At 71.2% G+C, this 24,570-nt stretch carries 22 protein-coding genes and 1 pseudogene; 12 read left to right on the plus strand and 11 right to left on the minus strand.

Features of this window, described 5'->3' with window-relative positions:
* The first annotated feature begins 68 nt into the window (after positions 1-68).
* Positions 69-2,954, plus strand: coding sequence for an aminomethyl-transferring glycine dehydrogenase (gene gcvP, locus ABZZ79_RS17805; RefSeq protein ID WP_356689864.1), 2,886 nt, complete (start codon positions 69-71; stop codon positions 2,952-2,954).
* Positions 2,955-3,106: 152 nt separating this feature from the next.
* On the opposite strand, the gene ABZZ79_RS17810 is transcribed toward gcvP, so the two are convergent.
* Both ABZZ79_RS17810 and ABZZ79_RS17815 read right to left on the minus strand, forming a co-directional pair.
* The gene (locus tag ABZZ79_RS17810) at positions 3,107-3,508 is read right to left on the minus strand and encodes a helix-turn-helix transcriptional regulator (protein WP_356689865.1); all 402 of its coding nucleotides are present in this window, start codon (positions 3,506-3,508) and stop codon (positions 3,107-3,109) included.
* 64 nt (positions 3,509-3,572) lie between these two features.
* Positions 3,573-5,528 carry an amino acid transporter gene (locus ABZZ79_RS17815; RefSeq protein ID WP_356689866.1) on the minus strand — a complete coding sequence of 652 codons (1,956 nt, stop codon included), beginning with the start codon at positions 5,526-5,528 and terminating at the stop codon, positions 3,573-3,575.
* Positions 5,529-5,857: 329 nt separating this feature from the next.
* On the opposite strand from ABZZ79_RS17815, the gene ABZZ79_RS17820 reads away from it, so the two are divergent.
* The 5 genes from ABZZ79_RS17820 to ABZZ79_RS17840 are packed head-to-tail and all read left to right on the plus strand — an operon-like array spanning position 5,858 to position 10,586.
* Complete coding sequence (locus tag ABZZ79_RS17820) at positions 5,858-6,040, plus strand: hypothetical protein (RefSeq protein ID WP_356689867.1); 183 nt, start codon at positions 5,858-5,860, stop codon at positions 6,038-6,040.
* Entirely contained in the window at positions 6,037-6,126 is a 90-nt protein-coding gene (gene kdpF, locus ABZZ79_RS17825) for a K(+)-transporting ATPase subunit F (RefSeq protein ID WP_016434100.1), read from the plus strand. Before ABZZ79_RS17820 ends, kdpF begins: the two co-directional genes overlap by 4 nt.
* A gap of 7 nt (positions 6,127-6,133) precedes the next feature.
* Complete coding sequence (gene kdpA, locus ABZZ79_RS17830; RefSeq protein ID WP_356689868.1) at positions 6,134-7,795, plus strand: potassium-transporting ATPase subunit KdpA; 1,662 nt, start codon at positions 6,134-6,136, stop codon at positions 7,793-7,795.
* Complete coding sequence (kdpB, locus tag ABZZ79_RS17835; RefSeq protein ID WP_356689869.1) at positions 7,795-9,912, plus strand: potassium-transporting ATPase subunit KdpB; 2,118 nt, start codon at positions 7,795-7,797, stop codon at positions 9,910-9,912. Before kdpA ends, kdpB begins: the two co-directional genes overlap by 1 nt.
* A 5-nt stretch (positions 9,913-9,917) precedes the next feature.
* The gene (locus ABZZ79_RS17840) at positions 9,918-10,586 is read left to right on the plus strand and encodes a potassium-transporting ATPase subunit C (RefSeq protein WP_356689870.1); all 669 of its coding nucleotides are present in this window, start codon (positions 9,918-9,920) and stop codon (positions 10,584-10,586) included.
* Positions 10,587-11,023: 437 nt separating this feature from the next.
* Here ABZZ79_RS17840 and ABZZ79_RS17845 read toward each other — a convergent pair whose 3' ends face one another.
* Together ABZZ79_RS17845 and ABZZ79_RS17850 are read right to left on the minus strand one after the other, a co-directional pair.
* Positions 11,024-11,230, minus strand: coding sequence for a DUF5999 family protein (locus tag ABZZ79_RS17845; protein WP_356689871.1), 207 nt, complete (start codon positions 11,228-11,230; stop codon positions 11,024-11,026).
* A gap of 559 nt (positions 11,231-11,789) precedes the next feature.
* Complete coding sequence (locus tag ABZZ79_RS17850) at positions 11,790-12,380, minus strand: hypothetical protein (protein ID WP_356689872.1); 591 nt, start codon at positions 12,378-12,380, stop codon at positions 11,790-11,792.
* Between the two features lie 561 nt (positions 12,381-12,941).
* Between ABZZ79_RS17850 and ABZZ79_RS17855 the strand changes: the two genes are divergently transcribed.
* Positions 12,942-14,459, plus strand: coding sequence for a glutamate--cysteine ligase (locus ABZZ79_RS17855; RefSeq protein ID WP_356689873.1), 1,518 nt, complete (start codon positions 12,942-12,944; stop codon positions 14,457-14,459).
* Between the two features lie 123 nt (positions 14,460-14,582).
* Complete coding sequence (locus tag ABZZ79_RS17860; RefSeq protein WP_356690064.1) at positions 14,583-15,383, plus strand: type II CAAX endopeptidase family protein; 801 nt, start codon at positions 14,583-14,585, stop codon at positions 15,381-15,383.
* A 75-nt stretch (positions 15,384-15,458) separates the two neighbouring features.
* Here ABZZ79_RS17860 and ABZZ79_RS17865 read toward each other — a convergent pair whose 3' ends face one another.
* A complete protein-coding gene (locus tag ABZZ79_RS17865; protein WP_356689874.1) occupies positions 15,459-16,268 on the minus strand; it encodes a PhzF family phenazine biosynthesis protein in 810 nt (269 codons plus the stop codon).
* A 142-nt stretch (positions 16,269-16,410) separates the two neighbouring features.
* Between ABZZ79_RS17865 and ABZZ79_RS17870 the strand changes: the two genes are divergently transcribed.
* Positions 16,411-17,031, plus strand: a complete 621-nt coding sequence (locus ABZZ79_RS17870; protein WP_356689875.1) for a PadR family transcriptional regulator — start codon at positions 16,411-16,413, stop codon at positions 17,029-17,031.
* A 163-nt stretch (positions 17,032-17,194) separates the two neighbouring features.
* On the opposite strand, the pseudogene ABZZ79_RS17875 reads toward ABZZ79_RS17870, so the two are convergent.
* Both ABZZ79_RS17875 and ABZZ79_RS17880 read right to left on the minus strand, forming a co-directional pair.
* Positions 17,195-17,614, minus strand: a pseudogene (locus ABZZ79_RS17875) (SRPBCC family protein); the annotation flags it as partial.
* A gap of 111 nt (positions 17,615-17,725) precedes the next feature.
* A complete protein-coding gene (locus ABZZ79_RS17880) occupies positions 17,726-17,953 on the minus strand; it encodes a hypothetical protein (protein ID WP_356690065.1) in 228 nt (75 codons plus the stop codon).
* A gap of 220 nt (positions 17,954-18,173) precedes the next feature.
* On the opposite strand from ABZZ79_RS17880, the gene ABZZ79_RS17885 reads away from it, so the two are divergent.
* Positions 18,174-18,722, plus strand: a complete 549-nt coding sequence (locus tag ABZZ79_RS17885; protein ID WP_356689876.1) for a Clp protease N-terminal domain-containing protein — start codon at positions 18,174-18,176, stop codon at positions 18,720-18,722.
* Between the two features lie 60 nt (positions 18,723-18,782).
* Entirely contained in the window at positions 18,783-19,802 is a 1,020-nt protein-coding gene (locus ABZZ79_RS17890) for an EamA family transporter (RefSeq protein WP_356689877.1), read from the plus strand.
* Between the two features lie 289 nt (positions 19,803-20,091).
* Here ABZZ79_RS17890 and ABZZ79_RS17895 read toward each other — a convergent pair whose 3' ends face one another.
* From ABZZ79_RS17895 to ABZZ79_RS17910, 4 genes are all read right to left on the minus strand, one after another.
* A complete protein-coding gene (locus ABZZ79_RS17895) occupies positions 20,092-20,703 on the minus strand; it encodes an FMN-binding negative transcriptional regulator (protein WP_356690067.1) in 612 nt (203 codons plus the stop codon).
* An 11-nt stretch (positions 20,704-20,714) separates the two neighbouring features.
* Positions 20,715-21,404, minus strand: a complete 690-nt coding sequence (locus tag ABZZ79_RS17900; protein ID WP_356689878.1) for a hypothetical protein — start codon at positions 21,402-21,404, stop codon at positions 20,715-20,717.
* Between the two features lie 52 nt (positions 21,405-21,456).
* Positions 21,457-21,804: a tyrosine-type recombinase/integrase gene (locus ABZZ79_RS17905; protein WP_356689879.1), complete on the minus strand. Its 348-nt coding sequence runs from the start codon at positions 21,802-21,804 to the stop codon at positions 21,457-21,459.
* 618 nt (positions 21,805-22,422) lie between these two features.
* A complete protein-coding gene (locus ABZZ79_RS17910) occupies positions 22,423-23,106 on the minus strand; it encodes a pyridoxamine 5'-phosphate oxidase family protein (protein ID WP_356690069.1) in 684 nt (227 codons plus the stop codon).
* A gap of 35 nt (positions 23,107-23,141) precedes the next feature.
* Between ABZZ79_RS17910 and ABZZ79_RS17915 the strand changes: the two genes are divergently transcribed.
* Positions 23,142-24,479 carry an aminotransferase class I/II-fold pyridoxal phosphate-dependent enzyme gene (locus tag ABZZ79_RS17915; protein WP_356689880.1) on the plus strand — a complete coding sequence of 446 codons (1,338 nt, stop codon included), beginning with the start codon at positions 23,142-23,144 and terminating at the stop codon, positions 24,477-24,479.
* Positions 24,480-24,570: the final 91 nt, after the last annotated feature.

Consider the following 24,570-nt stretch of genomic DNA (forward strand, 5'->3'; position numbering starts at 1 on the left):
GGGAGGCCGTCGGGGTACCAGCGCCGTGGTACCCCTCGAAGGTCGCGTCAGACCAGGAGGCCTCCGCAATGACCGCCCAGCGCACGCCGCTCTCCGAGCTCGAACAGGGCATCCCCTTCGAGCAGCGCCACATCGGGCCCGACCAGGAGGCGCGGGCCAAGATGCTCGCGCAGGTCGGCTATGGCTCGCTCGACGAGCTCACCGCCGCCGCGGTACCGGATGTGATCAAGAACGCCGACGCCCTGGACCTGCCGGGCGCGCGTACCGAGGCCGAGGTGCTCGCCGAGCTGCGCTCGCTGGCCGACCGCAACCAGGTCCTCGGCTCGATGATCGGTCTCGGCTACTACGGCACCTTCACGCCGCCGGTGATCCTGCGCAACGTCATGGAGAACCCGGCCTGGTACACCGCGTACACGCCGTACCAGCCGGAGATCTCGCAGGGCCGCCTGGAGGCGCTGCTGAACTTCCAGACCATGGTCGCCGAGCTGACTGGGCTGCCGACCTCCGGCGCCTCCCTGCTCGACGAGGGCACCGCGGCCGCCGAGGCCATGGCGCTGTCCCGGCGCATGGGCAAGAACAAGAAGGGCCTCTTCCTCGTCGACGCGGACGCGCTGCCGCAGACGATCGCCGTGATCGAGACCCGCGCCGAGCCGACCGGTGTCGAGGTCGTCGTCGCCGACCTGGGCGAGGGCATCCCGGCCGAGGTCGCCGGGCGCGAGATCAACGGTGTACTGGTCCAGTACCCGGGTGCCTCCGGTGCCGTCCGGGACATCAAGCCGCTCATCGACCAGGCTCATGAGCTCGGCGCGCTGGTGACCGTCGCCGCCGACCTGCTCGCGCTGACGCTGCTGAAGTCGCCGGGCGAGCTGGGCGCGGACATCGCGGTCGGCACGACGCAGCGCTTCGGTGTGCCGATGGGCTTCGGCGGACCGCACGCCGGCTACATGGCCGTGCACGAGAAGTTCGCGCGCAGCCTGCCCGGCCGGCTCGTGGGCGTGTCCGTGGACGCGGACGGGAACAAGGCGTACCGGCTGGCCCTGCAGACGCGTGAGCAGCACATCCGCCGCGAGAAGGCCACCAGCAACATCTGCACCGCGCAGGTGCTGCTCGCGGTGATGGCCGGCATGTACGCCGTGTACCACGGCCCGGAGGGGCTGAAGGGCATCGCGCGGCGGACCCAGCGCTACGCGACGCTCCTCGCCGCGGGCCTGGCCGACGGTGGTGTCGACGTCGTGCACGGCGCGTTCTTCGACACGGTCACCGCGCGTGTGCCCGGCCGCGCGGCCGAGGTCGTCGCCGCCGCGCGTGTGAACGGCGTCAACCTGCACCTCGTCGACGCCGACCAGGTGTCGCTCTCCTGCGACGAGACGACCACGCGCGACCAGCTCGCGGCGGTCTGGGCGGCCTTCGGGGTCGAGGGCGACGTGGCGGCGCTGGACGCGGCCACCGAGGACGCGCTGCCGGCGGCGCTGCTGCGCACCGACGACTACCTCACCCACCCCGTCTTCCACCAGCACCGCTCCGAGACCGCGATGCTGCGCTACCTGCGCAAGCTCGCCGACCGCGACTACGCGCTGGACCGCGGCATGATCCCGCTGGGCTCCTGCACCATGAAGCTCAACGCGACCACCGAGATGGAGCCGGTCACCTGGCCCGAGTTCGGCCAGCTGCACCCCTTCGCCCCGGAGGAGCAGGCCGAGGGCTACCTCACGCTCATCCACGAGCTGGAGGACCGTCTCGCCGAGGTCACCGGCTACGACAAGGTCAGCCTCCAGCCCAACGCGGGCTCGCAGGGTGAGCTGGCCGGTCTGCTCGCCGTACGCGGGTACCACCGCGCCAACGGCGACGAGCAGCGGACCGTGTGCCTGATCCCGTCGTCCGCGCACGGCACCAACGCCGCCAGCGCGGTCATGGCGGGCATGAAGGTCGTCGTCGTGAGGACCGCCGAGGACGGCGAGATCGACGTCGAGGACCTGCGGGCGAAGATCGAGCAGTACCGCGACGAGCTGTCGGTGCTGATGATCACCTACCCGTCGACGCACGGTGTGTTCGAGGAGCACGTCGCCGACATCTGCGCCCAGGTGCACGAGGCCGGCGGCCAGGTGTACGTGGACGGCGCCAACCTCAACGCCCTGGTGGGCCTGGCCAAGCCCGGTCACTTCGGCGGTGACGTCTCGCACCTGAACCTGCACAAGACGTTCTGCATCCCGCACGGCGGCGGTGGCCCGGGTGTCGGTCCGGTGGGCGTCCGGTCCCACCTCGCGCCGTACCTGCCGAACCACCCGCTCCAGCCGTCCGCCGGCCCGGAGACGGGCGTCGGGCCGATCTCGGCCGCGCCGTGGGGTTCCGCGGGCATACTGCCGATCTCGTGGGCGTACGTCCGTCTCATGGGCGGCGAGGGACTGAAGCGGGCCACGCAGGTGGCGGTGCTCTCCGCGAACTACATCGCCAAGCGCCTGGAGCCGCACTACCCGGTGCTCTACACCGGCCCCGGCGGGCTGGTCGCGCACGAGTGCATCATCGACCTGCGGCCGCTGACCAAGGCGACCGGCGTGACCGTGGACGACGTCGCCAAGCGGCTCATCGACTACGGCTTCCACGCGCCGACCATGTCCTTCCCGGTGGCCGGCACGCTGATGATCGAGCCGACCGAGTCCGAGGACATCATCGAGCTGGACCGGTTCTGCGACGCGATGATCGCCATCCGCGCGGAGATCGAGAAGGTCGGCGCGGGCGAGTGGCCGGCCGAGGACAACCCGCTGCACAACGCGCCGCACACCGCGGGCGCGCTCGGCGGGGAGTGGGCGCACGCGTACTCCCGCGAGGAGGCCGTGTTCCCGGCCGGGGTGACCGTGGCCGACAAGTACTGGCCGCCGGTGCGTCGGATCGACCAGGCGTTCGGTGACCGGAACCTGGTGTGCTCCTGCCCGCCGCTGGACGCGTACGAGGACTGAGAGCCGTTGGTCCGAGGCGTCACACCTGACGGTTGATGCCTCGGGTCCGGCTTCGGCGAGAGGCCCTGCCCCCTTGTGGGGGTGGGGCCTCTCGGCGTGCGGAGGGGACGTGCCGGGGGGTGCCCGCCCGCGGCGGCCGCCGGGAACTGCTGTCAGGTGCGGTCGATGTGTACGTTTGTCGACTTCACCCGGGCCGTGGCCTCCATGCCGACCTCCAGGCCGAGTTCCTCCACGGCCTCGCGGGTCAGCAGGGAGACCAGGCGGTGCGGGCCCGCCTGGATCTCGACCTGGGCGGCGACATCGCCGAGCTTGATCGCGGTGACGATGCCGGGGAAGGCGTTGCGGGCCGAGGTGTACGGGCGTTCGTCGCCCTCGGCGGTGGGCGACGCCTTGGCCAGTTCCACGGAGAACGCGGCGAGGTCGCGGCCCTCGATGAGGCGGCGGCCGCTGTCGTCGCGATGGGTGGCCACGCGGCCGGCGTCGGCCCAGCGGCGGGCGGTGTCGGGGCTCACGCCGAGCAGCCGGGCGGCCTGTCCGATGGTGTAGGACTGCATGCCGTCACGATAGGAGGTGCCCGGAGCGTGATCGACTCCGGCTCCGCCGGGGCCGTCGGATTCGTCAGCCCGTGTGGACGCGCGGCCGCCTCGTGACGTCCGGCTCCGCCTCGCGCAGCACCTCGCGGGTGACGGGGGCGACCTCGCCCTGGCCGAACAGGAAGAAGCGCAGGAAGTTGGCGAAGGGGTCGCCCTCGGTCCACTCGAAGTAGATGTGCGGCGTCCGGCCGGTCATGTCGCGGGCGTGCAGCAGCAGCGCGGCCAGGGCGTTGGGGATCGAGGACGACTCCATGGTCAGCACGCGGTAGCGGCCGTGCAGGACCTCCCCGCGGACGGTCAGGCTCGTCTCGAACTCGGACGGGTCGGTGACCGTGACCTCGACGAAGACGAAGTCCTCCTGCTCGGACAGGTCGTTGTCGGTCCGGATCTGCTCGACCTTCTCGCGGTACTCGGTCTCGTCCCGCTCGTCCGGCTCGTTGGCGATGAACCGGATCTTGCGGGTGGCGATGTCCCGGACGAACCGCTGGGCCATGTCGTCGAGCGTCACGTCCGTCACGCGCAGCTCGAAGGCGCGGAACAGTCGCGACAGCAGGGAGATGAGGATGATCTGCAGGATGAAGGCGGCACTGATCTTCACGCCGTCGGGGCGCTCGATGATGTTGACGATCGTCGTGTAGAGGAAGACGACGGAGATGACGCCGAAGCCGATGGTCCAGTTGCGCTGACCGGCCTTGCGGGCGGCGATGGTCACCGCGATGGCCGCGGAGCAGATGAGCACGAGGACACCGGTGGCGTAGGCACCGCCCTGGGCGTCGACGTCGGCGTCGAAGATCCAGGTGACCACGAAGGCCTCGAAGATGAAGACCATGACCATCGGGCGCACCGCGCGAGCCCAGTGCGGGGCCATGCCGTACCGGGGGAGGTAACGCGGCATCAGGTTGAGCAGGCCCGCCATCGCCGAGGCGCCGGCGAACCAGAGGATGGCGATGGTGGCGATGTCGTAGACCGTGCCGAAGGCGTTGCCGAGGTATTCGTGGGCGAGATAGGAGAGCGCCCGGCCGTTGGCCGCGCCACCCTCCTCGAACTCCTTCTCGGGGATCAGCAGGGTGGTGATGAAGCTGCTCGTGATCAGGAAGCAGCTCATGATCAGGGCGGAGACGGTGAGCAGCTTCTTGGCGCCGCGGATACGGCCCTTGGGATTCTCCTCGGTGTCGGACGGGTCGCCCTTGATGTGGGGCATGACGGCGACGCCGGTCTCGAAGCCGGACAGGCCGAGGGCGAGCTTGGGGAAGACGATCAGAGCCATGCCGATCATCACGAAGACGTTGCCGTGCTCGGCCGTCAGGGCGTTGGACCAGTCGGTGACGGCATGGCCCTCGGTGGCGACGTGATAGAGACCGACCGTCACCACGACCGCGTTGAGCGCGAGATACACCCCGACCAGGGCGACAGCGACGCCGATCGCCTCCAGGAAGCCCTTGAGGAACACCGCGCCCAGCAGGGCCACCAGGATCAGGGTGATCAGTAGCTGCTGGTCGTGCAGGGCGTCGTTCAGGTGGGGGTTCTCCACCAGGTGGGTCGAGGCGTCGGCGGCCGACAGGGTGATGGTGATCAGGAAGTCGGTCGCCGCGAAGCCCAGCAGGGTCAGCACGAACAGCTTGCCCTTCCAGAACGTCAGCAGCCGTTCCAGCATGGCGATCGAGCCCTGGCCGTGCGGGCTCTCCTCGGCGACCCTGCGGTACACCGGCAGGGCGCCGGCCAGGGTGACGAGCACCAGCACGATGGTGGCCACCGGCGACAGCAGGCCGGCCGCCAGTGCGGCGATGCCCGGCTGGTAGCCGAGGGTCGAGAAGTAGTCGACGCCCGTCAGACACATCACCCGGTACCAGGGCTGGCCCGGATGCTCCAGCTTGGACTCGGCGGGTGGCTCGGCCTGGCCGCGCCCCTTGCCCATGTCCGAGAGTCCCTCCAGCATCCAGGCCCGCAGGCGGCTCGGGGGGCGGTGCTCGGTCGTGGCCATCGGAGTGCTCCTGGTGTGCGCGTCCGTGGACGGCTCGGCGTACGGTTCCCGCGCTCACGCGACGGCGCCACCAGCGTAAGCGGAGAGTGATCTACGGGCCTTCGGTTGAGGTGGGCGGGGGCGTCAAGCTTCCGTTAAGACTGACTGCTCATGTGACGACAGGGGCTCGGGCGACCGGCAACTGCGCGGACAGGACACGGGCTCGGCGGTACGGAGGAGAGCGGCGGCGGGACACCGAGCGTGACCGCGGTGCTTGATCCCCTGGCGTGGCCGCCGACGGTGAGGCGCAGTGCGCGCGAGGGCCGTAAGAGCCGCGTCAAAGCCGCGCGGTGCGCCGTAAGAGAGGCGTCAACGACGGTCGATTCCGGCCACCCAGGCGGTTTCCTCTAGTCGTCCCTGTCCGACGAACCTCATCCCAGGAGTTCACGATGGCCGATCTGGCCTTCGTCGTCGCCACGATCGCGGCCTTCGCGCTGGTGGCCTTCCTCGCCCAGGGGGTGACCAAGCTGTGACCGCCGAGAACATCGTCGGCCTCGTCGTGGCCGTCGCCCTGCTGGGCTATCTCGTCCTCGCCCTGATCTTCCCGGAGAGGTTCTGAGAGACACATGGGTCCCGTAACCGCCGGCGTGCTCCAACTGGTCGCCCTGACCGGTGCGCTCGCCCTCGTCCATGTCCCCCTCGGTGACCACATGGCGAAGGTCTACTCCTCCGACAGGCACTGGCGGGTCGAGAAGTGGATCTACAAGGGGATGGGCGCCGACCCCGACATCGGGATGCGCTGGACCGCGTATCTGCGCGGCGTGCTCGCCTTCTCCGTGACCGGTGTCGTCTTCCTCTACGCCCTCCAGCGGCTCCAGGGAGTGCTGCCCGGCTCGCTCGGCTTGGGCTCGATCGACCCGGACCAGGCCTTCAACACGGCTGTCTCCTTCGTGACGAACACCAACTGGCAGTCGTACTACGGCGAACAGGCCATGGGCCACGTCGTGCAGACCGCCGGTCTGGCCGTGCAGAACTTCGTCTCCGCGGCCGTCGGCATGGCCGTCGCGGTCGCGCTGGTGCGCGGGTTCGCCCGGTCCCGCACCGGTGAGGTGGGCAACTTCTGGTCGGACCTGGTGCGGGGCGTGACGCGCATCCTGCTGCCGCTGGCGTTCGCCGCCGCGATCGTGCTGGTCGCCTGCGGCGCGATCCAGAACTTCTCCGGCATCCACGAGGTCGGCCAGTTCATGGGCGGCACACAGCAGTGGAACGGAGGGGCGGTCGCCTCCCAGGAGGCCATCAAGGAGCTGGGCACCAACGGGGGCGGCTACTTCAACGCCAACAGCGCCCACCCCTTCGAGAACCCCACCCCGTTCTCGAACCTGTTCGAGATCTTCCTGATCCTCGTCATCCCGTTCTCCCTCACCCGCACCTTCGGTGTCCTGGTCGGCTCGGTGAAGCAGGGCTACGCGATCCTCGCCACGACGGGCACCATCTGGCTCGGCTTCACCGCCCTGATGATGTGGACCGAGTTCTCCCACCACGGCCCGGCCTTCGAGCTGGCGAACGGCGCGATGGAGGGCAAGGAGGTCCGCTTCGGCGTCGGCGGCTCGTCGATCTTCGCCGTGGCGACCACGCTCACCTCCACCGGCGCGGTGGACTCCTTCCACTCCTCCTTCACCGGCCTCGGCGGCGGGATCACCCTGCTCGGGATGATGCTCGGCGAGATCGCGCCCGGCGGTGTGGGCTCCGGCCTCTACGGCATGCTGATCATGGCGGTCATCGCGGTGTTCATCGCCGGTCTGATGGTCGGCCGCACACCCGAGTACCTGGGCAAGAAGATCGGCACCCGCGAGATCAAGCTGGCGGCCCTGTACCTCCTGGTCACCCCGGCTCTGGTGCTCGTCCTCACCGCCTTCGCGCTGGCCCTGCCGACCCCGGCGAACTCGATGACCAACAGCGGGGCGCACGGCTTCTCCGAGATCCTCTACGCCTACACGTCCGCCTCGAACAACAACGGCTCGGCCTTCGCCGGTCTGAACGCGGACACCCAGTGGTTCAACAGCACCCTGGGCCTGGCGATGCTCCTCGGCCGCTTCGTGCCGATGGTGTTCGTCCTGGCGCTGGCCGGCTCGCTCGCCGAGCAGCGGCCCGTCCCGGCCACCGCGGGCACCCTGCGCACCGAGAAGCCGCTGTTCACCGGCCTGCTGGTGGGCGCGATCCTGATCATCACCGGTCTCACCTACTTCCCCGCCCTCGCCCTGGGCCCGCTCGCCGAGGGGCTGGCGTGATGACCACTCGTACCGAACCCGACGAGGACTCCATGTCCACTTCCACCCTGGTGCCGCACCAGGACGTGCCCACCGGGCGCAAGACACCCGAGGGGCGTGTCGGCGCCGGACTCTTCGACCCCAAGCAGTTGGTCGGGTCGCTGCCGGACGCCCTCCGCAAGCTCGATCCGCGGGTGATGGTCAAGTCACCCGTGATGTTCGTGGTGTGGATCGGCTCCCTGCTGACCACCGCCTTCTCCGTCAAGGACCCGGGCGACCGGTTCGGCTGGACCATCAGCGCGTGGCTCTGGCTCACCGTGGTCTTCGCGAACCTCGCGGAGGCGGTCGCCGAGGGCCGCGGCAAGGCGCAGGCCGCCGCTCTGCGCAGGGCCAGGACCGACTCCGTGGCCCGCAAGCTCGACGGGACGGTGATCCCGGGCACCGAGCTGAGGATCGGTGACCTGGTCGTCTGCGAGGCCGGTGACGTCATCCCGGGCGACGGCGACGTCGTCGAGGGCGTGGCGTCCGTGGACGAGTCGGCGATCACCGGCGAGTCGGCACCGGTCATCCGCGAGTCCGGCGGCGACCGCAGCGCCGTCACCGGCGGTACGAAGGTGCTCTCCGACCGGATCGTCGTCAAGATCACGACGAAGCCAGGCGAGACCTTCATCGACCGCATGATCGGCCTGGTCGAGGGTGCCGCCCGGCAGAAGACGCCCAACGAGATCGCGCTGAACATCCTGCTCGCCTCGCTCACCGTCGTCTTCCTGCTCGCCTGCGCCACGCTGCCGCCCTTCGCGGACTACGCCGGCACACACCTGACCCTGGTCGTACTGGTCGCCCTGCTGGTCTGTCTGATCCCGACCACGATCGGCGCCCTGCTCTCCGCGATCGGCATCGCCGGTATGGACCGCCTGGTCCAGCGCAATGTGCTCGCCATGTCCGGCCGCGCGGTCGAGGCCGCCGGTGACGTCTCCACGCTGCTGCTCGACAAGACCGGCACCATCACCCTCGGCAACCGCCGGGCCGCCGAGTTCCTGCCGGTGCGCGGCACCACCGAGGCCGAGGTCGCCGACGCCGCCCAGCTCTCCTCGCTGGCCGACGAGACGCCGGAAGGCCGCTCCGTCGTGATCCTCGCCAAGGAGAAGTACGGCCTGCGCGAACGGCACCAGGGCGAACTGACCCACGCCGAGTGGATCGCCTTCACCGCCCAGACCCGGATGTCGGGTGTGGACGTCGACGGCAGGAGGATCCGCAAGGGCGCTGCCGGTTCGGTCATCGCCTGGGTCCGGGAGCGGGGCGGTGCGGTCGTGGAGGACGCGGCCCCGATCGCCGCCCGCATCTCCGAGGCGGGCGGCACCCCGCTGCTCGTCGCTGTCGAGGACGCCGACGGCGCCCGCGTGCTGGGCGTCGTCCACCTCAAGGACGTCGTCAAGGACGGCATGCGCGAGCGGTTCGAGGAACTGCGCCGCATGGGCATCAGGACCGTCATGATCACGGGTGACAACCCGCTGACCGCCAAGGCGATCGCCGAGGAGGCGGGCGTCGACGACTTCCTCGCCGAGGCCACCCCCGAGGACAAGATGGCCCTCATCAAGCGCGAGCAGGCGGGCGGCAAGCTCGTCGCCATGACCGGTGACGGCACCAACGACGCCCCGGCCCTCGCGCAGGCGGACGTCGGGGTGGCGATGAACACCGGTACGTCGGCCGCGAAGGAGGCCGGCAACATGGTCGACCTCGACTCCGACCCGACCAAACTGATCGAGATCGTCGAGATCGGCAAGCAACTCCTCATCACCCGCGGGGCGTTGACCACGTTCTCCATCGCCAACGACGTCGCGAAGTACTTCGCGATCATCCCGGCGCTGTTCGCGGCCGTCTATCCCGGCCTGGACAAGCTCAACATCATGCGGCTGTCCTCGCCGGACTCCGCGATCCTGTCGGCGGTCGTCTTCAACGCGCTGATCATCATCGCGCTGGTGCCGCTGGCCCTGAGGGGTGTGCGGTACCGGCCGATGAGCGCGGACAGGTTGCTCCGCCGCAACCTCGGGATCTACGGACTCGGCGGGCTGGTCGCACCGTTCGTCGGCATCAAGATCATCGACATGATCATCTCCCTCGTCCCCGGAATCGGCTGATCGCGATGAACAACTCTGTGACCAACACCGTGCGGCTGCTCGGGGCGGGCCTGCGTGCCCTTCTCGTGCTGACCCTGCTGACCGGCGTGATCTACCCGCTCGCCGTCACCGGCATCGCCCAGGGGCTGTTCAGCGACCAGGCGAACGGTTCGGAGATCGCGTCCGACGGAAGAGTCGTCGGCTCCTCCCTGATCGGCCAGGCTTACAGCCTGCCGCTCAAGAAGGGCGAGGAGACCCCGGCGGCCGACCTGAAGTGGTTCCAGGGCCGCCCGCAGAACGGCCTCGGCACCAACGGCGTCAACGCCCGGTACTCGCTCATCCTGTCCGGCGCGACCAACCGGTCCGGCGACAACGCGGAGCTCCTGCGGTGGGTGAGAGACGCCAAGGCCGCCGTCGTCAAGGACAACTCGACCGCCGACTACCGGATCAGGCCCTCGGACGTACCCGCCGACGCGATCACCTCCTCCGGCTCCGGCCTGGACCCGGACATCTCCCCGCGGTACGCCGGCCTCCAGGCGCGCCGGGTGGCCGAGCGCAACGGCCTGCCCGTCGAGCAGGTGGAGAAGCTGGTCGAGGACCACACCGAGAGCCGCACCCTCGGCTTCATGGGCGAGCCCCGGGTGAACGTCCTGGCGCTGAACGTCGCGCTCAAGGACCTCGTGACCAAGGGCTGACGGCGTCACCCGACCGAAGCGGGAGCCGACGGCCGGACATCGGGTCCGGGGCCGCCGGCTCCCGCCGTCGCGCTGGACGCCGGTGCGGACGACTACGCCACCGAGCCGTTCGGCGTGGACCAGTGAGCGCACCGCGACCGTGCCGCGGCGCGGGCCCGAGGCCCCGGGCCTACGCGTCCCACGGCGACGCGCGCGGCCCAGCCCCGGCCGCCTGGGCCGTCCGCCGCTGGTCGTCGTGTGCGAGGGCATCGCGCGGTTGCCGGTGGGCCGAGAGTCCCTGGACGACGTACGCGTCCGGGACGTGGGTCTGGGACCGCGGTCCGTGTCCGGGCGGAGTGCAGGGTGTGACCGGGTGCGGACATGCGTCGGGGCCGGTGCGCGGCGGTGTGCCGCGGCCGGCCCCTGTGGTGCGTCGCGCGGGCGGGCGCCCGGCGGTGTCAGGCGGCCGTCACGACCCGGCTGGTAGCCAGCGGGCGGTGCGGGGCGATGATCTGGCCGTCCGGCAGGAGCTCACCGGTGTCCTCGAAGACGACGACGCCGTTGCACAGCAGGCTCCAGCCCTGCTCCGGGTGAGCCGTCATGAGACGGGCGGACTCCCGGTCTGCGGAGTCGGCTGAAGGGCACGGTGGCTGGTGCTGGCACATGGATGGGATCTTTCGCTCTGGCGTGGTGGGTGTGATCTCTGTGCTGTCTGTCCCGCGGCGTGAAACGTCGTTCATGGCCGCCCCCCGTTGTGATAAGTCGGTCCGGAACCAAGTGTTGCCCCACGGGCGTCGATCCGCAGGGATTTCGCAGCACCGCTTCTCACTGGTTCATGACGCGTCACCCGCGCGGGCGGTTCACCTCAACCCCACTGTCCTTTCGGGTGGTTCTCGGGGGCCTCAAATGCCTAGTCAGGATGGGTGGCGCGGGATCTGGCCAGCTCCGACGAGCGTGCATGTGCTCGTACGAGTGGGCGGTCGCGGTCCGTCGCCGGCCGTGCGCGGCACGTCGCTGAAGGGCGGACGGGAAGGCGGGCGGATGGGAAGACGGGCGGACGGGTGGCACGGGAAGGCTGGCAGACGGGCAGCACGGGAAGGCTGGCAGCACTGGAACGCGCGGGAACGCGCGGTACGTGGCTCGCCGCCTCCGCGCGGCACCTCGGCCCCGGGCATGGCTGAGCCCCGCCGCACGGACGGGTGCGGCGGGGCGGGCGAGGGCTCGTCAGGCGGGCGAGCCCAGCAGGGGCGGCGGGGCCGGGGTCACCCGACGGGTCAGGAGCGGGAGCAGCTCGGTGACCTGGTGCGGGCGGTGGGCCGCGATGCCGGGTGGGGCGGGGGCCAGCGGGACGAGCAGGTCCGCCGCTCCGGGCCGGCCGGCCGAGCCGTCGGCCTCGCAGTCGCCGTGCAGCCACAGCGTCAGCATGTACAGGCCGGGGATGGACAGCAGGCGTGGCTGGTACGCCTGCGGCAGTGTCTCGGCCTGGCGCAGTGCACGTTCGGTGGACGCGATGTAGGGCCCTTCGAAGAAGTGCGCGAAGGCCCAGCCGTCGGGCGTCAGTCTGGTCTCGGCGGCGGCCAGCGCGCGGTCGCCGCTGAAGATCAGGAAGCGCCACCCGGCTAGCCGCGTGACGGGCGCGCCCTCGCCGGTGATCCGGTCCAGGACGTGCACGGGCAGCGGCAGTTCGGGTGTCAGGGGGCCCTGCGCGGCGCGCAGGGCCGGGGTCGTGGCCTCGCGGACGGCGACGGGAGAGCCGAGGGCCGTGAGGATGGAGCGAAGTGCGGGCGAGGGAGCCTCGGGGACATGCAAGGGCATGGTGGGTCGCCTCTCTGATTCGACAGGCAGGGTGACGCGAGGGCGGGCGGACGGCGCTGTCTGCTCACGAGGTCAGAGAGGCGGAGGCCGGGGTACGTGACGAAGGGGCGGGCGGTTTCGCCGGATGACGGCTCGACGGCAAGTCCGTGTGACCGCGGGCGCCGACCTTCTCTGCCTTGTGCGCGGAGTTTATACGACGAGTGTTCGGTGGATGTTTCGTCTAGCCGTTACCGGGAACCCCGGCAAGGGGAAATCCGGTCCCGGATATGCGGGAGTCCTCCCGATTCCGGTTCGCGCACGAGGGGGTGACCTCGGACTCTGCGGGTACCGCGGTCGGCCTATTCTTGTCGGCGTTTTTCACGAGTCGCAAGACCCTGGAAAGCATCCGGTGCGTGCCTGTGGAATGTGCCGTGGATCACTTCGCTGCCGTGTCGACCAGACTAGCGGTGCGGGAGCGGCCACGGGGGCGTTACGGATCGCTCCCGCTGGGCATCATCCCCTTCCGACCCGGGAGCCCGGCTGCCGGGCACCCGGTCCACCCGCTGGAGGAGGGACGCCTCGATGGGGGAGAAGGTCGTGGCAGGAGCGTTCGACCTGTCCGATCGGCAGCGCTACCGCGACAAGCTCAGGCGGTGCCTGAGGGGACTGGAGCGACTCCTGGAGGAGAAGCGGTTCGATCGGCCCAAGAACCTCATGGGTCTGGAGATCGAATTGAATCTGGCCGGGGCCGACGGCATGCCGAGAATGCTGAATGCGCAAGTCCTGGAGCGGATCGCGAGCCGTGATTTCCAGACCGAACTGGCCGCATTCAACCTGGAGGTCAACATTGCCCCGCACCGGCTGGGCGGTCGCGTTTTCGACCGGCTGGCCGAGGAACTCCGCATCGGTCTGGCATATGCCCATCGAAAAGCCGTCGAACTCGACGCCGGCATCGTGATGATCGGCATTCTGCCCACCCTGCAACGCGACGACCTGGTGTCCTCGAACCTCTCCGCGGCCGACCGCTACATGCTGCTCAACGACCAGATCGTCGCCGCGCGGGGCGAGGGCTTCACCCTCGACATCGACGGGGTCGAGCGGCTGACGTGCACCGCGACGTCCATCACGCCCGAGGCGGCCTGCACCTCGGTGCAACTGCATCTGCAGTGCACGCCCGCCCGGTTCGCCGATGTCTGGAACGCCGCCCAGGTGGCCGTCGCCGCCCAGATAGCCGTCGGCGCGAACTCGCCCTTCCTGTTCGGCCGGGAGCTGTGGCGCGAGTCGCGGCCGCCGCTGTTCCTGCAGTCCACCGACACCCGCCCGCCCGAGCTCCAGGCCCAGGGCGTACGGCCGCGCACCTGGTTCGGCGAGCGCTGGGTGAGCTCGGCGTACGAGCTGTTCGAGGAGAACCTGCGGTTCTTCCCGGCCCTGCTGCCGATCTGTGACGACGAGGACCCGCTGGACGTGCTCGACGCGGGCGGCGTGCCCAGCCTCGCCGAACTCGTCCTGCACAACGGCACCGTCTACCGGTGGAACCGCCCGGTCTACGGGATCGCGGACGGGGTTCCGCATCTGCGCGTGGAGAACCGGGTGCTGCCCGCCGGGCCCACCGTCACGGACGTCGTCGCCAACGCCGCCTTCTACTACGGGCTGGTCCGCGCGCTGGCCGAGGAGTCCAGGCCGGTGTGGACCCGGATGCCGTTCGAGACGGCGGCGGCCAACTTCGACGAGGCCTGCCGCCTGGGGATCGACGCCCGCTTCCGCTGGCCCCGGCGAGGTCGCTACGGCGGCCTGGCCGAGGTCGACGCCGTCACCCTCGTCCGCGACGAACTGCTGCCGCTCGCCGAGGCCGGGCTGGACGCGTGGGGTGTGGAGCCCGCCGACCGCGACCTGTACCTCGGCGTGATCGACGAACGCTGCCGACGGCGCGTCAACGGGGCGTCCTGGCAGGCCGCCACCTTCCACAAGGCGCGGGAGGCCGGGCTGTCACGCCCCGACGCCCTGGCCGCGACGACCCGCCGCTACAGCGAACTGATGCACCTGGGAGAGCCCGTGCACACCTGGCCGGTGGGCCTGCCGGAACCGGCGCCGCTCGGGTGAGCCGCCCGCCCCGGCACCACGGGGATCAGCGGCTCGCCGCCGTACGCTTCCGCCCCTGACGTCCGTCGTACGTCCCGACAGGTGATGATGGGGCGAGACACGGATGAGCGGCTGGAGGCTGGTGTGCGGGCGGAGGCGGGCGCGGTGGGTGAGTCCCTGCCGGGGGAGGGACGGTCGAGGCGGATTCTGCGGGACGAGACACTGCTCGTGCTGGCGCTCTCGCTGGGCGCGAGCGGTGTGGCCGCGCTGATCAGCTTCATCGGGTCGGCGACCAAACCCGGCGGGCTCAGGGAGCAGGCCGCGACGCTCAACGCCTCGGCGGCGCCGGGGCGTCCCTGGCTGGACCTCACGTGGCAGCTGTTCGGCATCGCCACCGCGCTGGTGCCGGTCGCCCTGGTCGCGCACTTCCTGCTGCGCGAGGGCGCCGGCCTGCGCTCCCTCGGCTTCGACCGCACCCGCCCCTGGCCGGACCTGGGCCGGGGTGCCGCGGTCGCCGCGGTGATCGGCAGCACGGGCATCGCCTTCTACCTCACCGCCCGCGGCCTCGGCTTCAACCTCACGGTGGTGCCCGAGGCCCTGCCGGACGTGTGGTGGAAGTACCCCGTGCTGCTCCTGTCGGCCATCCAGAACGCCGTCGTGGAAGAGGTCATCGTCGTCGGCTATCTGCTGCGCCGGCTCGGTCAGCTGGGCTGGTCGCCGGGCAGCTCGCTGATGGCCAGCTCGGTGCTGCGCGGCTCGTACCACCTCTACCAGGGCATCGGCGGCTTCATCGGCAACATGGTGATGGGCGTGGTGTTCGTCTGTCTGTACCGCCGCTGGGGCCGGGTGGGCCCGCTGGTCGTGGCGCACTCGCTGCTCGACATCGGGGCGTTCGTCGGATACGGCCTGCTGGCGGGCCGAGTGGACTGGCTGCCCACCGTCTGACCCTTTGACCGCGGGGGCGTACGACACCGTCGTACGCCCCCGCGGTCTTGTTTCATACGCCCCCGCGGTCTTGTTTCAGGCGAGCAGCTCGCCGTCGATGGTGGTGACCGCGCGGCCGGTCAGCAGGGTGCGCTCGCCGTTCAGGCGGGTGCGCACCAGGCCGGAGCGGGGCGAGGCCTGCAGCCCGGTCAGCTCGGTGCGGCCGAGGCGCTCGGACCAGAACGGGGCGAGCGCGGTGTGGGCGCTGCCGGTGACCGGGTCCTCGTCGATGCCGACGTTGGGGAAGAAGCAGCGCGAGACGAAGTCGTGGCCGTCCGCGGGGTCCTCGGCGCGGGCGGTGGCGATGATGCCGCGCGCGGAGTGCGCGCCCAGGGCGCGCAGGTCGGGGCGCAGGGCGCGGACGGTCCGCTCGTCCGGCAGCTCGACGAGCAGGTCGCCGACGTTCGGCCCGGTGTCGAAGCAGCTCAGCGGCTCGGCGCCGAGGGCGTCGGCGAGGCCGTCCGGGATCTCGGCGCGGGTGAGCGGCGCGGTCGGGAAGTCCAGCGTGATCCAGCCGTCCTCCCCGGGTGTGGCGACCAGCACCCCGCTGCGGGTGGCGAACCGCACCGGGCCCTTGTGCGAGCCCGTGCCGGCCAGCGCGTGGGCCGTGGCGAGGGTGGCGTGCCCGCACATCGCGACCTCGGTGACCGGCGTGAACCACCGCAGCGCCCAGTCCGCCTCGCCGCCCTCCGGCAGAGGATGCGCGAACGCCGTCTCGGCGTGGTTCACCTCCATCGCGATCTTCCGCAGCCGCTCGTCGTCGGGGAAGGCGTTCAGCAGCAGGACCCCGGCCGGGTTGCCCGCGAAGGGGCGGTCGGTGAAGGCGTCGATGATTCGAATCCGCATGAGCACGAACCGTAGTCGCGCAACGAAGCCGCAGGCCAAGGCCAATTCACGCGCTGTGGACCGGTGAGGGGTTGTCGAGCGAACTGTTCCGATATATCGTTGAGGCATCGCGACAGGTCAACGATGGAATGGAGTGGTTGCGATGCGTACCCATGGATTCGAGCGTGGATGCCGGCCGGACGGTCCCTTCGGGCGTGGTCGGCAGGGTTTCGAGGGGCAGCGGGCGGCCTTCGGTCCGTTCGGGCCGGGAGGGCCGGGCTTCGGTCCCGGAGGTCCCGGATTCGGCCCCTGGGGAGGCCGGGGGCGAGGAGGTCCCAGGGGGAGGGCACGGCGCGGTGACGTACGGGCCTCGATCCTGGCCCTGCTCAGGGACCGGCCCATGCACGGCTACGAGATGATCCAGGAGATCGGCGAGCGCAGCGGCGGGGCCTGGCGGCCCAGCCCCGGCTCGGTCTACCCGACCCTGCAACTGCTGGAGGACGAGGGCCTGATCATCAGCGAGAGCGAGGGCGGCAAGAAGCTGTTCTCCCTCACCGACGCCGGCCGCGTCGCCGCCGAGGAGGGCCCCGAGGCCCCCTGGGAGGAGGCCGGGCGCAGTGTCGACTGGGAGGCCCTCGGTGAGATCCGCCAGGCCGGGTTCGGTCTGATGGAGGCCTTCGGGCAGGTCTGGAAGACCGGCAGCAAGGAACAGCGGGAGAAGGCGCTGGGGATCATCAACGAGGCCCGCAAGAAGCTGTACCTCATCCTCGCCGACGAGGACTGACGTCGAGCCCTGCGGACGTCGGCAGGAGTCGACGTCCGCACGGGCCGACGGCTCCGAGGCACCGGACTTCGGCCGTGTTCCCGCGGCACTCAGGGCGCCCCGCGGTGTACGCCGCGAGGCGCCCTCCGCTGTGTGCCGGCCCTCCGGTGTGTTGCCGGCGTCCTCACGTCACCAGGCCGCCCAGCTTGCGCGGCGACTCCTCCAGCGCGGCCGTCGCCGAGTCCTTGAGGCGGCCCGCCATCAGGGAGACGGCGGCGCCGGTGAACTCCCCGTCGATCCGTACCGCCGTGGCCGCGCCGTCCGGGCTGAGGGTGTAGCGCGTGACGAGGCTGACCGCCATCGGGCCCTTGCCCCGGATGGCGAGCACACGGGCGGGCTCCAGTTCCGCCACGGTCCACTCGACCTCGGCCGGGAACCCCATCAGCCTCATGTTCTCCATGAACGTCACGCCCACCGCCAGGGCTTCGGGCCCGCCCGCCGGGAAGCCGGTGTGGGTCGCGTTCCACTCGGCGTAGGCCGACCAGTCGGTGAGCTGCGCCCACACCTTCTCCGCGGGTGCCTCGATCCGTGCCTGAGCGCTGACTCGGCCATGCGACCACCTCTTCGTGCCGGGCTGCGGTGTCGCGGAACGTAGCCCCGGAGGCGTGAACCTTCAATACTGATGGACCGTCAGAAGGTCGGCGCGGACCCGGCCTCAGCCCACCTTCCGTATCACCGCGGCGTCGAACACGTCCCACGCGCGCGGGTGGGGCCACGGGCTGTCCACTGCGGGCGGGGCGACCACCGACACGTCCCACGCGCGCGGGTGGGGCCCCTCGTCGTGGCAGTGCCAGGCCTCCCGGAACAGGTCGGCGAGCAGTGCGTCCTCCGGGGCGTACACCCGGTACACGTACTGTCTGCCGTCGACGGCCGGCACCTCCACCAGCCAGCACCAACTCTCCACGAGAGGAATGACGTGCGGCGCGTGTCCCGTGGTTGCCGGCGGGGGCGTGCGGCAAATCGGCGCGCGCCCCTGTCTGAGGTCTGGCCTGATCTCATCCCCAAGGAGGAGAAAGCGGGCGCCCGTGTCCACTCCCTGTGGGACTCGAGAATGCTCCCAGCCGGGGATGACCCGGGCGGCCGGGGCTGATGGGGTTGAGGACGTGCAACCCCGTATTCCCCGTCAGCCGGCCGGCGACCAGGCCGCCCACCGCTCCGAAGGCGACGCCGCCGGGCTCAGTGCCGAGCTCGTGGCGGTGCTGACGGGTGCCCGCAGAAGGTCCCTGCGCGACGGGGACCGGCAGATCGACACCGCCCATGTGCTGCACTCGCTGCTGGAGTCCGACCCCGAGGTGAGCGCCGCCTTCGCCGGCGAGGCCCAGGTCGCCCGCCTGCTCGGCTATCTCGTCCAGCGCAGCATCGGCTACGGGCTGCGCTGGCAGGGCACCGTGGAGGACTCCGGCGCCGTCCCCGTGGTGAGCGGCGCCGAGGGTTACTCGCCACTGGCCGCGGCCGCGCTGGAGCACGCACGCGCGCGTGCCGCCCGGTCCGGCGACGCCCCCGCGCGCGGCCTCGACCTGCTCGTCGCCGTCGTGGCGGACCCGCAGTCGCGCGCCGTCGAGGTGCTCACCCGCGCCGGGATCGACGCCCGCGAGCTGTTCCTGCGGATCGAGGCGGCCGCTCACGGACTCGAGGGCGATCTGACGCCGTGAGGGCCATCGGCTGAGACAGGTGTCATCGGGGGTGACGGTCATGTCGTCGCCTGTCATCATGTGCCGGTGCGGACGAACAGCAGCAGTGCGGGTGGCAGCGGGAAGGGCGTGGGCCTCGCGCTCGCCCTCGGATCGGCGGTCGCCTTCGGTGGGTCCGGGGTCGCGGCCAAGCCCCTCATCGAGGCGGGCCTGGACCCGCTGCACGTGGTGTGGCTGCGGGTGGCCGGCGCGGCCCTGGTGATGCTGCCGCTCGCGGTGCGCCATCGCGCGTTGGTGCGCCGCCGCCCCGCGCTGCTCGCCGGGTTCGGACTGCTCGCCGTGGCCGGTGTGCAGGCCTTCTACTTCGCCGCGATCTCCCGGGTCCCGGTGGGTGTCGCGCTGCTCGTGGAGTACCTCGCGCCCGCGCTGGTGCTCGGCTGGGTGCGGTTCGTGCAACGGCGGCCGGTGACACGTGCCGCCGCGCTCGGTGTGGTGCTCGCGGCCGGCGGCCTCGCCTGTGTGGTCGAGGTCTGGTCCGGCCTGGGCTTCGACGCGTTCGGACTCCTGCTGGCCCTCGGCGCCGCCTGCTGCCAGGTCGGCTACTTCGTGCTGGCCGACCAGGGCGGCGACTCGGGCGAGGACGCCCCGGATCCGCTCGGCGTCATCGCCTACGGCCTGCTGATCGGCGCCGCCGTGCTGACCGTGCTCGTCCGGCCGTGGGGCATGGACTGGTCCGTGCTGGGCGGCACCGCCGACATGGACGGCACCGAGGTCCCGGTCGTGGCCCTGCTCGCCTGGATCGTGCTGATCGCCACCGTCGTCGCCTACGTCACCGGCGTGCTCTCGGTCCGCCGGCTCTCGCCGCAGGTCGCCGGGGTCGTGGCCTGCCTGGAGGCGGTCATCGCCACCGTCCTGGCCTGGGTGCTGCTGGGCGAGCACCTCTCCGCCCCGCAGGTCGTGGGCGGTCTGGTCGTCCTCGTCGGCGCCTTCATCGCCCAGTCCTCCACCCCGGCGAAGGGCTCCGCCGAGGTCGTGGCGAGCGGTGGCGGGACGCGGGAGTGTGCGGACCGCGAGTTGTCCTCGCGGAGGACGGGTTCCTAGCGGGTTCCCGGCGGGGCTTGCAGTGTGGTTCCCGGCGGGGCTTCCAGCGGGGTTCCGGCTGGCCCAGCGGGGGAGCGTGCCGCACGCCACCTGACGGGCCCGGTGCGGGCCGCACGACCACCTGACGGGCCTGACGCGGGCCGCACGACCACCTGACGGGCCTGACGCGGGCCGCACGCATGCTGCAGTCGCACATGCAGCCCCCACTCGGCGGGCCTCCCACACGGGCTCCCACACGGGCCTCCCGCGCAGGCCGGCCACTCGTCGCCCCCACATACGGCTTCCGCCCCTATGCCGACCGCCTGCGCAGCACATGCTCACGTGCCGCCCCGTCCCGCGGGCCCGCCCGTTCGGCGAGGCGCTCGGCGATGCGGTCCTGGACGCCGGCCTCCTTGCTGCCCGCGTACTTGAACTTCGCCCGCACGCCGGTCACCTCCAGCCGCAGCCCCCGGATCCCGGGCAGCATCCGGCCGTACGGCACCTCACCCGCCACGACGGGGGCCGAGCCGCCCTCGGGCTGGAAGTGGCCGACCTGCCGGTGCGGCAGCGCGGCCTTCTCGTCCGGGTCGTCGACGATCCACGCCCGGCAGCGCAGCTGGACCGCCGCGTAGAAGCTGGTCGGCGTGCCGTGCTCGGGCGGGGCGTCCGGGGCGGCCTGCCAGGGGCCGGGGACGTACACGTAGTCGTCGACGACGCTGACGACGACGTCGGGGGCCGCTTCCAGCGCGGGCCACAGCGGGTTGGGGCGGGCCAGGTGGGTCACGGCGTCGCCGCGCCGGGCGTCGTAGGCGAAGTGCAGGGGCTGGACATGCGGTGGCTCGCCGGGCAGGCCGTTGACGACGAGCTGGCCGAAGTCGTGCACGGCCAGCCTTCTCTGCACTACCCCGTGGGCGGTCCGCATGAGTCCCAGGCTCACGATGTGACGTTTCCACCGTCCTCAGTCATCTCGACTCCTCCATGCAGTCCCCACTCGTCGAGGCCGGAGTAGATCAATGCGGTGCGAGCCCTGGGGAAGGAGAAACACTCGGCCTCCCCCGAATAGATCGCCACCAGTGAGTCAGCTCCCCGCCACCAGGTGTCCGCCAGCCCCATCACCTCTCGCACTGGCTCGTAGGCGTCCAGCGCGATGCGATCGACGTCATCGCCGGTGACCTTGGTGATCTGCTTCGCCCACATGGATGCGTGGTGGCTCAGCGCGAGCGACTCCACCCATCCCTCAACGGTGGAATGAAGGGGCGTCCACCGATCTGCGTGGATACCGAATTCTCCAGCTGGCCCGATCATGAAGGAGAAAGGGACTGCCGTCCGTTGCATCCCCGCTTCGAACCACCACCCCTCAGACGTTGTCCCTTCCGGCGAATCAGGGTCGAAGTACTTTGGGCCACCGTCGTACTGCGACGCGGGCGGCAGGAGCAGACCGCCCCATCGCTCCTGATAGGCCGCCATTCGGTCGATCACCGCAACAGGGACTTTCCGGTCAAGCCACCATTGCCTGTGCTGTTCGACTTGCTTGGTATCGACCTTGATGGCGTGTGCGCTGACAAACGAGCGGGCTCTTCCAGTCAGCCCGTCGGGCACGTCATTGATGAGGTGAAGATTCACGACGGGGACGCTACCGGTGGAGCTCTGTGCACTGCCTCACAGTTTCTGCAGCTCAGTCGCTGTCCTGCCCGTCCCGGGGTCGTTGCGCGGGGAGCACCGGCAACCCGAGCGAGACGGGGCCGCTGCGCTGAAAGCGGCGGGCCTGCTCGCGCTTGCCGCGCAAGAAGGTGAGGGAGCAGGCCAGGTGAGCGAGGGACTCCGGGGAGAGCGGAACGGGCTGCCGGGCGCGTGTGCCCTTGGAGATCACCCAGAGCTGGCCCTTCTGCCACTCGACATCCCCGAGCCGGATGCCGAGCAGTTCCGAGGCCCGTGCCCCCGACGAGATGTAGCAGGACAGCAGGGGCCGATCCCGGGCGCAGTTCATCTGTGCGAACAGCTTGTCCCACTGCTGATCGGGCATCGCCCGCGGCTGCCGGAGCGGAACCTTCGGCCGCAGAGGGCCACGACGGTGCTGGGCGCGGGCCTCAATCGGCGACCGGTGAGCCAACGCCGCCCGGCGAGCCCGGTTCTCCGGCACAGGATTGACCGCCGGACCACGGCCGAAGGGCTGGTGAAAGGAGTAGAAGCCGGCCGCTTTCGCTGGGGGTTTCGGGCGCAGGGGAGCCACCCCACGAGCGCGGCGACCTCCGCCTCCGTGGCCTGTTCCCAGCCGACGTCCAGGGCCCACAGCACCCGATACCAGCGCAGCAGGTCGTAGCCGTAGCTGCGGCAGGTGAGCGGGCTGACGTCGCCGAGCGTCAGGTCCCGCAGGTAGCTGCTGACCGGCTGGATCTCTCGGTCAGCGGCATCCACGACGTACCACGGCAACGACGGTGTCGTACCTGCCACCACCGCACCCACGCGGGGCAGTTGAGCCCGACCGTCAATCAGATCTCGATGAATCGAAGGAGCTTCATGTACACCGGAACTCTCCCGAGACCCAGCACTCCAGTCGAACCGAGCAAGGAGTTGGTGCAGTCAACGGACCAGCGCTGCCACTCGGCGTTCTCACGGGGCGCGTCCCAGGGGTGGACGAGCATCAGAGCATCGCCGTCAGGTAGTCCGGCAGCCCGGTGCCGGGGGCGAGCCGGGCGTCGGGCAGCGGGGCGTCGTAGCCCTTGCGGAGCGGGACGACACCGGCCCAGTGGGACAGGGCGTAGTCCTCGGGCTCCTCGTTCACGCCGCCGGTGCGGACCTTGGCCGAGACCTCGTCCAGGTCTAGGCGGATGACGGCGGTGGCGGCCAGTTCCTTCTTGTTGGCCGGGCGGGAGTCGGCGGCGCGGCCCGGTACGACGTGGTCGACGAGCGCGTCGAGGGCGGTCCGCTTCTCCTCGGGGTCGGTCACGTCGTGGGCGACGCCGTGCACCACCACCGAGCGGTAGTTGATCGAGTGGTGGAAGGCCGAGCGCGCCAGCACCAGTCCGTCGACATGGGTCACCGTCAGGCACACCGGCAGTCCCGGGTCCGCCTGGCCGGTCATCCGCAGCGGGCGCGAACCCGTCGAGCCGTGCACGTACAGCCGCTCGCCCACCCGGCCGTACAGCGTGGGCAGCACCACCGGGGAGCCCTCGCGGACGAAACCGAGGTGGCACACGTAACCCTCGTCCAATATCGCGTGCACCAGCTCCTTGTCGTAGGCGGCGCGCTCCGCGGAACGTGTGGGGACCGTGCGGTCGGTCGGCGTGTAGGCGGCGGGTGCCGTCGGCTGCGAGGTCCCCTGCATGGTGTTCTCCATTGTACTAGTGCATAATTGGCTTTGTGCTAGGAGAATATCGGATCGAAGGTCGGGGCGCAGCGGAGATTTCCGCGAGCGTCGAGCACGCGGTGGCCGCCGGTGCCCTGGAACCGGGCCAACTGCTGCCACCCATGCGCGAGTTGGCCGAACGCCTCGGGGTGAATCCCAACACCGTCGCGGCCGCCTACCGCGTCCTGCGTGAACGCGGTGTCATCGAGACCCACGGCCGTCGCGGCAGCCGGGTGCGGCCGAGGCCCGCCACCAGTGGGCGCGAGTCCATCCGCGTCGACGTGCCCGAGGGTGTGCGCGACGTGGCGAACGGGAACCCGGACCCGGCGCTGCTGCCCCGGCTGGCCCCGGCCTTCGCGGCGGCCGCAGAGCGGGGCGACCGGGAGCCGGTGCTGTACGGGGACGCGGAGATCGAACCGGAGCTGGCCCGTCTGGCGCGCGCCGACCTGGACGCCGACGGTGTGCCGGCCGGGCCGGTGGTCGTCACCTCCGGGTCCCTCGACGCGATCGAGCGGGTCCTGGCCGCCCACCTCAAGCCCGGGGACGCCGTCGCCGTGGAGGACCCCGGCTGGGGCAGCGTCCTCGACCTCGTCCCGGCGCTCGGGCTGCGCCTCCACCCGGTCCGTGTCGACGACGACGGCCCCCTCCCCGACGACGTCCGCGCGGCCCTGGCCGCCGGGGCGCGCGCCCTGATCGTCACCTGCCGGGCGCAGAACCCGACCGGCGCCGCGATCGCCGCCCCGCGCGCGCGGGCCCTGCGCGAGGTGCTCGGGGAGCACCCCGGGACCCTGCTGATCGAGGACGACCACGGCCACCGGATCGTCGACCTGCCCCTGCACCCGCTGGCCGGCACCACCCGGCACTGGGCGCTCGTACGGTCCGCCGCCAAGGCGTACGGGCCCGATCTGCGGCTCGCCGTGCTCACGGGCGACGAGGTCACCATGGGCCGGGTCCGCGGGCGGCAGCGGCTCGGGCCGGGCTGGATCAGCCGGATCACGCAGCGCGCCGTCGTGCTGCTGTGGGCCGAGGGCGCGGTGGACGCGCAAGCTGTCGCGGCGGCCTACGGGCGGCGCCGGGACGCCCTGATCGGGGCGCTCGCCGAGCGCGGTATCACCGGCCGCGGGCGCAGCGGTATGAACGTCTGGATCCCGGTGCCGGACGAGACCGGCGCGGTCGCCCGGCTGCTGCACGCGGGCTGGGCGGTGGCCCCGGGTGCGCGCTTCCGGCTGAAGTCGCCGCCCGGCATCCGGATCACCGTGTCGTCCCTGACCGCCGCGGAGACGGGGCCGCTCGCGGACGCCATCGCCTCGGCGGTGGGGGCGGGGGCGGGGGAGGGGCGACGGTACGTCTGAGCCGGGGCGGGCGGCGTTTCCGCGCGCTCGGTTCGGCGCGGGCGTACGGTCAGGCCCGGTTCCGGTCGGGTGGGCGGTCTTCCCGCACGCC

Origin of the sequence: Streptomyces sp. NPDC006458, assembly GCF_040612135.1 — a bacterium.
Lineage (GTDB): Bacteria > Actinomycetota > Actinomycetes > Streptomycetales > Streptomycetaceae > Streptomyces.